Genomic DNA, 12,031 nt, shown 5'->3' on the forward strand with positions numbered 1-12,031 from the left:
GGCCGCGCGCCTCGCCGCTGCCGCCCGCTCAGCGGCCCCAGTACCTGCCGAGCAGCACGAGCACCATCGCCCAGAACACCACCCCGAGCCCCGCCGCGACGAGCGTGGCCGGCGGCAGCCGCCTGCCGTGCTGCACGAGCCGACCGAGCGCCCCGACCGAGCCGCCGCGCAGCCCGAAGCTCTCCGGCGCGAGGCGGAGCTTGTCGCCGAGGGTGACATCGACGTCCGAGGCGCGGCGCCCCCTCTGCCCCCGGAAGCGCGCGGCGCGCAGCTCGCGCAGCACGGCCTCGAGCTCCTTCGCGAGGATGCCCGCCGAGGCGATCCGGGCGTCGCGCTCGCGCTCGAGGCAGGCGTCGACGATGTGGCAGAGGCGCGGCGGCAGCCCCGGCCTGCGCGAGGCGATCGGGTCGCAGTCCTTGCTCAGGATGCGGACCATGAGCGCGTTGTAGTTCGGCGCCTGGTGCGGCAGCGTCCCTGTCAGCGCCTCGTACATGACGACGCCCAGCGACCACAGGTCGGCCCGGCCGTCGAGATCCTCGCGCCCCGCAGCCTGCTCCGGCGACATGTAGGCCGGCGAGCCGACGACGCACCCCGTGTGGGTCAGCGCGAAGTTGTGCTCCTTCTCGAGCACCTTGCTGATCCCGAAGTCCAGGATCTTCCCCACGAGCTCGCCCAGGTGGTTGCGGTGCACGTAGATGTTCGCGGGCTTCAGGTCGCGGTGGATGATCCCCTGCTGATGGGCCATGTCGAGCGCCCGCGCGAGGCCGATGAAGATCTCGACGAGCGTCTCCGGCTCGATGGTGCGCTCGCGCCGCAGCCACTCGTCGAGCCCCTCGCCGACGAGCAGCTCGAACACGAGGAACGGCGAGCCGTCCTCGGCCTGCCCTAGATCCAGGATCTCGACGATGCTGGGGCTGCGCACGCGCCCGCTCGCCTTCGCCTCGTTGAAGAAGCGCTGGAGCGCGACGGCGTCCTCGGCCACCTCGGGGCGCATCACCTTGAGCGCCACGTCGCGGTCGATGAGCTCGTTCTTCGCGGCCCACACGGCCCCGCTGGCGCCTCGGCCCAGGAGCTTCACGAGCCGGTAGCGAGACTGGATGAGATCGCCGGGGTTCACTGCTGCCGCCGAGGTGTCTCCGGGGAACCGTGGGACGAGGGTGCCTTGCCCCCGCCCCACGCCCGAGGCGGGCGGAGGATAACCCGGCGCACCGGCGAGCGGTATCGCGCGGCGAGCCCGCGCGCCTCACGCGCCCGGCAGCGAGGGGTGATGGCAACGGGGCGCGAGGGTCACAGCGCAATTTTCTCGTGCGCTGGACCCTGCGCCGCTCGGGTGGGGTCGATCAGACGTCGTAGTAGAGGAAGAACTCGTGCGGGACCGGGCGGAGCCGGATCGCGTCGACCTCGCGCTCGCGCTTGTAGTCGATCCAGGTCTTGATGATGTCGCGGGTGAAGACGTCGCCGCGGAGCAGGAACTCGTGGTCGCGCTCGAGGGACGAGAGCGCCTCGTCGAGCGAGCCCGGCATGTGCGGCACTTCCTTCAGCTCCTCGGGCGAGAGCGCGTAGATGTCCTTGTCGAGCGGATCACCCGGGTCGATGCGGTTCTGCACGCCGTCGAGGCCGGCCATCATCATGGCGGCGAAGGCGAGGTACGGGTTGCAGCTCGCGTCCGGGAAGCGGACCTCGATGCGGCGGCTCTTCGGGCTGTTGCCTGGCGCCAGCGGGATGCGGATCGAGGCCGAGCGGTTGCGGCTCGAGTACGCGAGGTTGACGGGCGCCTCGTAGCCCGGGACGAGCCGGCGGTAGCTGTTCGTCGTCGGGTTGGTGAGCGCGGCGATCGACTTCGCGTGCTTCAGGATGCCGCCGATGTACCAGAGGCCCGTGTCCGACAGGCCCGCATAGCCGTCGCCGGCGAAGAGCGGCTTGCCCTCCTTCCAGAGCGACTGGTGGCAGTGCATGCCGCTGCCGTTGTCGCCGAAGAGCGGCTTCGGCATGAACGTCACCGACTTGCCGTGCTTGCGGCCGACGTTCTTGATGACGTACTTGAACCACATCAGGTTGTCGGCCATCGAGGTCAGCGTCGAGAACTTGATGCCGATCTCACACTGCCCGGCCGACGCCACCTCGTGGTGACCGACCTCGACCGCGATGCCGCTCTCGATGAGCGTCGTCATCATGTCCGCGCGCAGGTCGCCGAGCGTGTCGGTCGGCGCGACGGGGAAGTAGCCCTCCTTCGACCGGATCTTGTGCCCGAGGTTCGGGCCGGCCTTGCCGGAGTTCCAGACCGCCTCCTCGCTGTCGATCTCGTAGAAGGCGCCCCGCGGAGAGCTCTCGTAACGGACCGAGTCGAAGATGAAGAACTCGGCCTCGGGCCCGAAGTAGGTCGTGTCCGCGATGCCGCTCGCGCGGAGGTGGTTCTCGGCCTTCTGCGCGATGTAGCGCGGGTCGCGGCCGTAGGGCTGGCCGGTCACCGGGTCGCTGATCTTGCAGATCATGCTGAGCGTCTTCTGGGCGTGGAACGGGTCGAGCTTCGCCGTCGACGCGTCGGGCGTCATCAGCATGTCGCTCGCGTTGATCGGCTGCCACCCGCGCACGGACGAGCCGTCGAAGCCGATCCCCTCCTCGAAGATGTCCTCGTTGAGGCGGGACACCGGGATCGTCGTGTGCTGCCAGATGCCGGGCAGATCGATGAACTTGAGATCGACAAACTTTACGTCGTTTTCCTTCGCAAACGCGACGACATCTTTCGGCTTCATGATCTTCTTTCTACCTCGTTGACTCGCTGCTCTCGCTGTATGTGATCCGGCGGTCCGGGGGCTCGTGCTCGCTCCAGCCTGCTCGCGCTGTGTGCTCGGCTCTCGATCCTGTGCCCGCCCCTGTGACCCGCCGTGAATGCCCTGTGACGCTCTGCCCGCGGCTCGCCTAGATCGCGTCCTCGCCGCGCTCACCCGTGCGGATCCGCACCGCCTCCTCGACGGGGACGACGAAGATCTTGCCGTCGCCGATCCGCCCCGTCTTGGCGCTCTTCTCGATGGCGTCGATCACGTCGCTGACCATGCTGTCCGGCACTACGATGTCGACCTTGACCTTCGGGACGAAGTCGACGACATACGCCGACCCCCGATAGACCTCCTTCTTGCCGCCGGTCCGACCGAAGCCCTTTACCTCGGTCACCGTCATGCCTTGAATCCCGACCTCGGCGAGGGCGTCCTTGACCTCGTCGAGCTTGAACGGCTTGATGATCGCCTCGACCTTTTTCATTGCGCACGCCTGTGGTGACCGGGCGCTCGCCGGGGTAAAAAACCCGCACGCTCACCCGAAAAGCCCCGCCGGAGCAGAGCCGGTAAAGGGGGGACGCCTCGGCGGCGGCCTCCCGTCGATGTGCCGGGCTCCACCCGGCTCCGATCCGTGACGGGGGCCGCCCGGTCCACCGGGCGTCGCCCCGACGCTGTCAAGACTCAGGGACCCATCCAGCAAAGCCGGATCGGCGACCCCTCGCCCCGGCCGCTGGCGCAGCGTCCGGAGGTCAACGCTGGTGTACCCAAGCTCATGTTTCCGGAATGTTTCGCGCACCTCGCGTCCGTGAGAAAAGTGGATCCGCGATTCGAAAAGCGGAGCCAGCTTACTTTTCCCGCGTCGTCGCACCGGTCGGTGGTGACGGGTGGCGACGCGTGGCCGATGCATGGACCGCGGGGTGGGGTCCGCGTTCCCCACCCCGCCGGGGGGTGGGGCTTGCGTTCACCAGGCCCCCGGGAGCGGATCGGCCGGCTCCGCCGGTCCCTCCGGGTACAGAAGAGCCCGGTCTCCCGGCCATCGAGGGGGTCGCGCCGCCTCTCCTGACGACCACGGCGCGCTCGCCTTGTCCTTGTGACGCGGCTCGAATAGTCTGCGCTGGCGAATCCAGTCGCGGGACAGCCCTGCCTGATGGCTTTGCCGAACAAAGCGAAGATCCCGGTAGGCACGGTCCTCGCCGGAAAATACCGCATCACACGCGAGATCGGGCGCGGCGGCATGGCTGCCGTGTACGAGGCCGAGCACATCGACATCGGCAAGCGGGTGGCGATCAAGGTGCTCGCCCAGGAGCTGACGACCTCGGCGGTCGTCGTCGAGCGCTTCCTCCGCGAGGCCCGGGCCGCGGCGTCGATCCGCAGCCCCTTCATCTGCGACGTCTACGACTCGGGCAAGCTCGACGACGGGCGGCCCTTCCTGGTGCTCGAGCTCCTGGAAGGCGAGTCGCTGTACGAGCGCATGACCGTCGTCAGGTACCTCGACCCCGAGACCACCGTCGCGGTGATGTCGCAGGTCTGCCGAGGGCTCACCAAGGCGCACGCGGCCTCGATCGTCCACCGCGATCTCAAGCCGGAGAACATCTTCCTCACGAAGGACGAGGAGGGCCGGCTCTGCGCGAAGATCCTCGATTTCGGCCTCGCGAAGTTCTACGCGCCGGTCGACGGGGGCGACGCGCAGGCGCGCCTCACGCGCGAGGGCGCGGTCTTCGGGACGCCGGCGTACATGAGCCCGGAGCAGGTGCGCGGCCAGGGGGCGGTCGACCACCGCGCGGATCTGTGGGCGCTCGGCTGCATCACGTACGAGTGCCTCACCGGCCGCACCGTGTGGCAGACCGAGCAGGGCGTCGCGATGACGTTCGCGCAGATCGCGAACGCGCCGCTGCCGCAGCCCGCGGCGCTCCGCCCGGACCTGCCGCCGAGCTTCACCACGTGGTTCGAGAAGGCGCTCGATCGCTCGATCGACCGGCGCTTCCAGACCGCGAAGGAGTTCGCCGACGAGCTCTCGATCGCGCTCGGCGTCGCGCAGCCGAGCCCGCCGCGCGGCGCGGAGCCGTCGCAGGCGGGGCTCCTGCCGATGAGCGCCGATCCTCCGGCCGACGTGACGTTCGATCCCCCCGGGGTGGTCCGTGTGACCCCCAACGAGGCGCGGCGGACCGTGCCCTCGGGCCCGGCGGATCGCGGGGGAGATCCGCTCGGCGGGCTGGATCTCTCCGGGCCGCCGGGCGCAGCGATCGCCGGGCGCGTGAGCCAGGGCGCGGGGCAGCAGATCACGTTCTCCGGGGGCTCGGGCGAGGCGTCGCTCTCCGATCCGCTCGCGCGGCCCGCGCCCCCGAGGCGCGGCGGCGCGGGCCGCGCGCTCGTCCTCTTCGGCGTGCTCGCGCTCGCCGCGGGCGGCGCGTACGCCGGCTACCGCCAGTTCCTCAAGCCGACGGCCCTGCCGCCCGTCTCGTCGAGCGCCGCGCCGACGGCGTCGGCCAGCGCGCCGTCGTCCTCCGCGGCAGCCAACGTGCCGGCGCGCGCCGACGCTCCGGTCGAGCCGCCCGGCCTGCCCTGGCCGCCGCTCGTCGCGCAGGCGCAGGAGGCGATCGCCGCCGGCGATCTCAAGGCCGCGCTCAGGCTGCTCAAGGACGCCCAGGACAAGGGCAACCACCCCGTGCCGCGGACGCTGATCGAGCACGTGCAGGTCGCCCTGAAGGACGCGAACGGCAAGGCGCCCTGCCAGCTCACCGGCCTCGCCAGGCCGCGCACGCACGATCTCGTGCGCGAGGGCGGCCGCGCCATCGGGGCCAGCCGGCCCTCGATCGCGCTCGGGCCGCGCGGCGCGGTGGTCACCTGGACCGACTCGCACGAGGGCACCGAGCACGCCTACACGGCGGCGCTCGACAGCGCGATGCGCCCGTCGTCGCCGGCGCTCGACGTGACGCCCGAGGGCCGCGCCATCGGTCGGCCCGAGCTCACCTCCGCCGGCGAGCGGCTGGTGCTCACGTACTGGGACGGCAAGGGCCCGGAGGCGGGCGTGCAGGTCCGCTGGCTCGACGGCGACGGCCGCATCGACGGCCCCGCGATGATGGTCGCCCGCTTCCCTCGCGGCGGCAACTCGTGGCCGTCGCTCGCGCGCACCGCCGAGGGGTTCGTGATCGCGTGGTCGGATGACGGCGACAGCGCCACCTCCGAGGACCTCTTCCTGCGCCGCCTCTCGCCGAACCTCGATCCGCTCGGCGAGCTCATCCGGTTGACGGACGTCACCCCGACGGGCCCTTCGAAGCCGCGCGCCCGCTTCCCGTCCGTCGCGGTGCTGGACGACGTGATGCACCTCGCCTTCCGCTTCGATCGCGAGCCGACGCGCATCATCCAGTACATGCGCCTGCCGCTCGCGAGCGCCGACAAGGGGCTCCCGCCGGCCAGCCCAGGCAAGCGCGCCGACCGCGCGCTCGGCGAGCTGTCGCTCGTGAACAGCGACCGCGCCCGCAGCGACAGCCCGTCGCTCGCGTGCGGCGGGGGCAACTGCTTCGTCGTGTGGCACGGCGAGCCGCCGATCGGGGGCGCGTCGGCGGCCTACATCGACCCCGCGAAGGGCCAGCCGCTCTGGCGCAAGCGGTTCTCGAAGAAGGGTGGCCGCCCGTCGGTCGCCGTCGCGCCGAACGGCCAGGCCCAGCTCGTCTGGTTCGAGCAGGGCCGCATCCACACCGCGTCGATCAACCGCGACGGCGTCGGCGCGCCAACGAAGTTCGCCCGCGTCAGCGGCGACCAGCCCACGCCCTCGATCAGCCCCGGCGCGAGGGCCGGAGAATGGTATGTCGCGTGGCTTGACTACGAGGCGGGTCATCTCGAGCCCTACGCCGCTCGCATCCAGTGCCGGTGACCCCATGCTCATCCTCCCACCTCGCAGCGAGGTCCGCGCCCGTCCGATCGAGACCGAGCGGCTGATCCTCGTGCCAATCGATCCGTCCGATGGCCCCGAGCTCTGGCTCGCGGTCAGCGGCTCGCGCGCGACCCTCCAGCGGTGGCTGCCGTGGGTGCAGTTCCACACGGACCCGGCAGCGAGCGTCCGATTCGCCGAGGCGTGCGCCGCCGACTGGGATCACGGCAGGGCGCTGCGCTTCGTCATCCGCGAGCGCGCGCACCGCTCGCTCGCCGGCGTCGTCGGGCTCGAGGCGTGCGTCCACCTGCACCGCTCCTGCGAGCTCGGGTACTGGCTGCGCAAGGAGGCGACCGGACGCGGGCTCATGACCGAGGCGGCGAAGGCCGCTCTCGGGTTCGCGTTCAACCACATGGGCGCACACCGGGTACGCGTTGCGGCCGCGACGGACAACCACGCGTCGCTGGCGGTCATCGGCCGGCTCGGCTTCCGCTTCGAGGGCATCGCCCGGCAGGCCGAGTGGTGCGACGGCCGCTGGCTCGATCACTCCGTCTTCGCGCTCCTGGCGACCGATCCCAGGTGATGCGCGCCCGCGTCGAGCGTGGGACGCGGCGAGCGCGGCGGGCGCGGGATGCCGCCCGTGCGCCGCGCGAAGCGCGCTAGCATCGCCATCTTCGCCGTGGCTCGCCGTCGTCGCCTCATCCGCTGGCCTCGCGGCACGATGCCGCTCGTGCCGCTCGCGCCCGCGATCGTGATCGCCGTGGGGATCGCCACGGCGGTGGCGATCGCGCTGATCGGCATCCGCCAGCTCGCGAGCATGAGCGATCAGGCCGCGAGCCTGCGCGCGGAGGTGCTGGCCGCGACGCTCGTGGCGCGGCTCCGCGGGACGCCGGAGGGCGAGAGGGCGGAGTTTTTGGGGCTGGCGGCGAGGCGGGCCACATCGGAGATCCTGCTCGTCGAGCAGAGCGGTCAGGTGCTGATCAACGAGAGCTTCGGCGCGCCGGCCAAGGCCGACATCTTCCAGATGCTCACGCAGGGCAAGGGCGAGACGACGACCTCGCTCGGCCGCGTCCGGTTCGCGGCGCGCCCGCTGCACCCGCCGCTGTCCAGCCTGTCCGTGATCACGTTCGTCTCGGCGCCGAGCCCGCCGCCGCACTCGATCGCCCTCGCCAACGCCGTCGCGGCGCTCACGACGCTGCTGCTCGGCGTGGCGGTCGCGGTCGCGCTCTCGTTCACCAAGGCGGCGCGCGACGACGTCGACTACCTGCGCGAGCGCATCACGGCGATGGCGCGCGGCCAGGGCCCGGGCGCGTCGCCGACGACGGACGTGATCCAGGCCGAGCCCGTGCCGATCCGGTCGCTCGATCAGGTCGGCCTGCTGACGGCGGCGTTCAACCTGCTGATCACGCGCTTCGCCGCGGCGGAGCGCACCTACAGGGCGGACCTCCAGCAGGCGTCGGTGATGGACCGCGAGCGCTCGGCCTTCCTCGCGGGGCTCAGCCACGAGCTGCGAACGCCCCTCAACGCCATCCTCGGCTTCGCGCACGTGCTCGAGAGCGAGGTCGACGGGCCGCTCAGCCAGGACGCGCGCGAGGCGCTCTCGGTCATCCGGCAGAGCGGCGAGCACCTTCGCACGCTCATCGACGACATCCTCGACCTCTCCGCGCTCGAGACGGGCAAGCTCCAGCTCTCCCGCCGCGCCGTGAACCTCCGCGTCCTCGTCGATCAGGTGATGCGCGAGGCGTCCGCGGCGGCCCGCGACAAGCCCGTGGAGCTGCGGGTCACCGGCGACCACGGCCTGCTCGCGCACGCCGATCCGCGCCGGGTGCGGCAGATCCTGACGAACCTCGTCTCGAACGCCGTCAAGTTCACGGCGCGCGGCTCGGTGACCGTCCACATCGCGGGACGCGGCCGCTACGCGGCGATCACCGTCCAGGACACCGGCCCCGGCATCCCGCCGGAGGAGACGACGGCCGTCTTCGAGGAGTACCGGCAGACCGGCGACGTGCGCTCGCGCCGGGCCGGGACGGGGCTCGGGCTCTCGATCGCGAAGCGCCTCGTGCTGATGCACGGCGGGACGATCCAGCTCGAGAGCGAGCTCGGGCGGGGCTCGACCTTCACCATCACCTTGCCGATCTGGCTGGATCCGAACCGCGCGCCCGGGCCGGCGCAACCCGCGGCCGACACCCCGACGCCGCCGCCGCCGGGCGAGGCGGGCGGCGGCGGGCGCCCAGGCGGGAGGGTCGCGTGACCGAGGAGCGCATGCGGGACGACGCGATCCACTTCGCGCGGCGGGTGCTCGTCCGCCAGGCGCTGGTCGGCGTCGCCGCCTTCGGGGCCATCGCGGCGCTCGCGCCGAAGCTGCTCATCCTGGAGCAGGACGTCGCGGCGAGCGTGCTCTCGGTCGGCGCGAAGATCGCCCTGGCCGCGATCTGCGCGACCACCCTGCTGACCCTGCTCCGGCTGCGCACCCACCAGGACCTGCTGCGCTCGCTCATGATCGGCGCGCGCGACATCGATCACGAGGAGCTCGAGCGCTTCGCCGAGCTGCCGCCGTCGCTGGCGCTGCGCTTCGTGCTGGCGAGCTCGACGATCTCGAGCCTCACGATGATCCCGGGGATCAGGCCGGAGAAGCTCGACGACGGCCGCGCGGTGAGCCTGCTCATCCTCGCGATCACGATCCTCTGCGCGTCCGCGATCCCGCACTACGTGCTGACGCGGGCCACGACGTTCAGCCTCTTCGAGATCAGCCCGGCCGAGGCGATCGGGTCGCTGCTCGAGACGGCCGAGCTGTACCAGACGCCGCGCCGGCGGGTCACCTACAAGCTGCTCCTGGCCGTCGCCGCGCCGGTGCTGCTCGTCGGCGTCGGGGCGGTGCTCATCGCGAACGCGCACCTCCAGACGTTCATCGAGCGGAGCCGCCGCGCGACCGCCACGCTCATCGCGCGCACCGCGCTCGATCCGGCGCTCGGGGCCATCGATGAGGCGGAGCGCAACGACGTCGTGGCCGCCGCCGCGGAGTTCGGGTTCCTCGCGCGCGTGGAGCAGGCCTGCGCAGGCGCCGAGCCCTCGTCCGGCCGCGAGGCCGACGGGCAGATCGCGGTGATCACGCCGCTCGACAGGGGCTGCGTCAACATCCGGTTCTCCGCGGATCTCGAGCCGTCCGCCGCGATCTGGGGCGCGCTCGTCGCGCTGCTCGCGGTGCTCGTCGCGGGCGCGCTCGGCAACCTCTTCGGCCGCGTCCTCGCCGCGGATCTCGTGCACGCGACGAAGCAGGTGCGCCTGCTCGGCACGGACAGCGTGCTCCGCGGCGCCACGCAGATCGCGCGCCCCGCGCGGTTCGCCGTCGTCGCCCGCCTGGGGCACGCGATCGAGGACCTCGCCGAGCGCTTCCGCGTCTTCGCCGCGGCGCAGGAGCGCGCGCTCGAGGCCCGCGAGGCCGCGCAGCGCATGCGCGGCCTCCTGTTCGCGAGCGTGAGCCACGACCTCAAGAGCCCGCTGAACGCGATCCTCGGGTTCGCCGAGCTCGTGGGCCAGGAGGACCTGACCGACGCGCAGCGCGAGAGCCTGGAGCTCATCTCGACGCGCGGCCGGGAGCTCCTCGGCCTCATCGAGTCGATCCTGGACGCCGCGCGCGTCGAGGCCGGGCAGCTCACGCTCGAGCCGCAGCCGACGTCCGTCGGCGCGCTCATCGCGGGCGCGATCCGCAAGGCGCGCGAGCTCGCGAGCGACGCCGACGGAGAGGTCGTCGTGGAGGTCGGCGACACGCTGCCGCTGATCCCGGTCGATCAGGCGTACGCGACGCGGGCGCTCGCCGTCATCGTGGCGCACGCGCTCCGGACGGGCGCGGCCGACCCGTCCGCGCGCCTCGTGCGCCTCACCGCGACGATGGCCGGCGAGTTCAACAGCGAGGTCCGCATCGACATCGAGTACGGCAGCCGCGACGTGCCCCCGGAGGAGCTCGAGGCCCTGTTCAGCCGGCAGACAACGGCGCGCGGCCGCGGCCTGACGCTCGGCCTCAGCCACGCGCGCTCGGTGATCGAGCTCCACGGCGGCTCGCTCGAGGTCGACGGCGCCCCCGACGGCCGCCCGCTCTGCCGCGCTCGCCTGCCGCGCGTCCCGCCCCCGCGGCGCCCCCGGCTCTCGTCGGTGCCAGCGCTTGGTTGACCCTGCCGGCCGCCGCGCGCCCCCCGCGATCCACGCGCCGACTTCTCCCCGTCGCTTCCCTTCGCCATCCTCCCGCGGTACTCCCGTGGCATGCCTGAACGGGCGCTCTCTCCTGCCGAGACAGGCGACGACGATCGCTTCGATCGCCTCTTCCGGCCTGCCTCGCTCGCCGAGTACGTCGGCCAGGCCAAGCACACGGAGAACCTCAAGGTCTTCGTGGAAGCCGCGCGCCGGCGGCGCGAGCCGCTGGATCACATGCTCTTCTGCGGCCCGCCGGGGCTCGGCAAGACCACCCTCGCCCACATCATCGCCCGCGAGATGGGCGTCACCCTCCACGTCACGAGCGGCCCCGCGATCGAGCACAAGGGCGCGCTGGCCGGCCTGCTGACGAAGCTGGAGCGCAACGACGTCCTGTTCATCGACGAGATCCACCGGCTCACGCCGGCGGTCGAGGAGAGCCTCTACCCCGCGATCGAGTCGTTCAAGATCGACATCATGACCGGCGACGGCCCGTACGCGACGACGATCCAGCTCGCGCTGAAGCCGTTCACGCTGGTCGGCGCGACGACCCGCACCGGGCTGCTCACCGCGCCGCTCCTGTCGCGCTTCGGCCACGTCGTCCGCCTAGATTTCTACCCGGTCGAGGAGCTCGAGCGCATCGTGCAGCGCAGCGCCGGGCTGCTCGAGGTGCCGATCGACGCCGGAGGAGCGCGCGAGATCGCGGCGCGCGCCCGGGGCACCCCGCGCGTCGCCAACCGCCTCCTGCGCCGCGTGCGCGACTTCGCCGAGGTGCTCGGCGACGGCGCGATCACGATGGCGATCGCGCGCAAGACCGCGGAGCGGCTCGAGATCGACCCGGCCGGCCTCGACGAGATGGACCGCAGGCTGCTGCGCGTGATCATCGATCACTACGACGGCGGCCCCGTGGGCATCGACACGCTGGCCGCGGCGCTCAGTGAGCCGCGCGACACCATCGAGGACGTGTACGAGCCGTTCCTGCTGCAGCAGGGCTTCCTCGGCCGCACGCCGCGGGGCAGGATCGCGACCCGCCGCGCGTACGAGCACCTCGGCCTCGCGGCGCCGGCGACGAAGCAGGGAGATCTCTTCTCGTAGCCCTGCGCGGCCCCGACGCGAAGGCGCCCGATGCGCTGCGGCGTTGCGCCTGCGTTGCGATCGCGCCGTCGCTGAAATTCTCTCATCCACGCGGCCTGGAATCGAT

8 protein-coding genes are annotated in these 12,031 nt (G+C 72.0%); 5 read left to right on the top strand and 3 right to left on the bottom strand.

Annotation, left to right across the window (positions count from 1 at the left end; translation table 11 throughout):
- Positions 1–28 precede the first annotated feature (28 nt).
- The 3 genes from WMF24_RS37320 to WMF24_RS37330 form a co-directional block, all read right to left on the bottom strand.
- A complete protein-coding gene (locus WMF24_RS37320; RefSeq protein WP_437732220.1) occupies positions 29–1,117 on the bottom strand; it encodes a serine/threonine-protein kinase in 1,089 nt (362 codons plus the stop codon).
- Positions 1,118–1,340: 223 nt separating this feature from the next.
- The gene (glnA, locus tag WMF24_RS37325; protein WP_437732221.1) at positions 1,341–2,753 is read right to left on the bottom strand and encodes a type I glutamate--ammonia ligase; all 1,413 of its coding nucleotides are present in this window, start codon (positions 2,751–2,753) and stop codon (positions 1,341–1,343) included.
- 166 nt (positions 2,754–2,919) lie between these two features.
- Complete coding sequence (locus tag WMF24_RS37330; protein ID WP_012239819.1) at positions 2,920–3,258, bottom strand: P-II family nitrogen regulator; 339 nt, start codon at positions 3,256–3,258, stop codon at positions 2,920–2,922.
- 663 nt (positions 3,259–3,921) lie between these two features.
- On the opposite strand from WMF24_RS37330, the gene WMF24_RS37335 reads away from it, so the two are divergent.
- From WMF24_RS37335 to ruvB, 5 genes are all read left to right on the top strand, one after another.
- Entirely contained in the window at positions 3,922–6,648 is a 2,727-nt protein-coding gene (locus WMF24_RS37335) for a serine/threonine protein kinase (protein WP_437732222.1), read from the top strand.
- Between the two features lie 4 nt (positions 6,649–6,652).
- Positions 6,653–7,228, top strand: a complete 576-nt coding sequence (locus WMF24_RS37340) for a GNAT family N-acetyltransferase (RefSeq protein ID WP_437732223.1) — start codon at positions 6,653–6,655, stop codon at positions 7,226–7,228.
- Positions 7,229–7,366: 138 nt separating this feature from the next.
- On the top strand, positions 7,367–8,896 hold the full coding sequence (locus WMF24_RS37345) for a sensor histidine kinase (protein WP_437732224.1): 1,530 nt from the start codon (positions 7,367–7,369) through the stop codon (positions 8,894–8,896).
- Positions 8,893–10,812 (top strand): sensor histidine kinase, encoded by a 1,920-nt coding sequence (locus WMF24_RS37350; protein ID WP_437732225.1) that lies wholly within the window; start codon positions 8,893–8,895, stop codon positions 10,810–10,812. The genes WMF24_RS37345 and WMF24_RS37350 overlap by 4 nt, the downstream gene beginning before the upstream one ends.
- 90 nt (positions 10,813–10,902) lie before the next feature.
- Positions 10,903–11,925 carry a Holliday junction branch migration DNA helicase RuvB gene (gene ruvB, locus WMF24_RS37355; protein ID WP_437732226.1) on the top strand — a complete coding sequence of 341 codons (1,023 nt, stop codon included), beginning with the start codon at positions 10,903–10,905 and terminating at the stop codon, positions 11,923–11,925.
- Positions 11,926–12,031 lie beyond the last annotated feature (106 nt).

Origin of the sequence: Sorangium sp. So ce1335 (assembly GCF_051521615.1) — a bacterium.
Taxonomy (GTDB): Bacteria; Myxococcota_A; Polyangia; order Polyangiales; family Polyangiaceae; genus Sorangium.

Excerpts from the sequence above, each read along its gene's own strand:
- glnA (WP_437732221.1), bottom strand. The coding sequence starts at position 2,753 with ATGAAGCCGAAAGATGTCGTCGCGTTTGCGAAGGAAAACGACGTAAAG.
- WMF24_RS37330 (WP_012239819.1), bottom strand. The coding sequence starts at position 3,258 with ATGAAAAAGGTCGAGGCGATCATCAAGCCGTTCAAGCTCGACGAGGTC.
- ruvB (WP_437732226.1), top strand. The coding sequence starts at position 10,903 with ATGCCTGAACGGGCGCTCTCTCCTGCCGAGACAGGCGACGACGATCGC.
- WMF24_RS37335 (WP_437732222.1), top strand. The coding sequence starts at position 3,922 with ATGGCTTTGCCGAACAAAGCGAAGATCCCGGTAGGCACGGTCCTCGCC.
- WMF24_RS37345 (WP_437732224.1), top strand. The coding sequence starts at position 7,367 with ATGCCGCTCGTGCCGCTCGCGCCCGCGATCGTGATCGCCGTGGGGATC.
- WMF24_RS37340 (WP_437732223.1), top strand. The coding sequence starts at position 6,653 with ATGCTCATCCTCCCACCTCGCAGCGAGGTCCGCGCCCGTCCGATCGAG.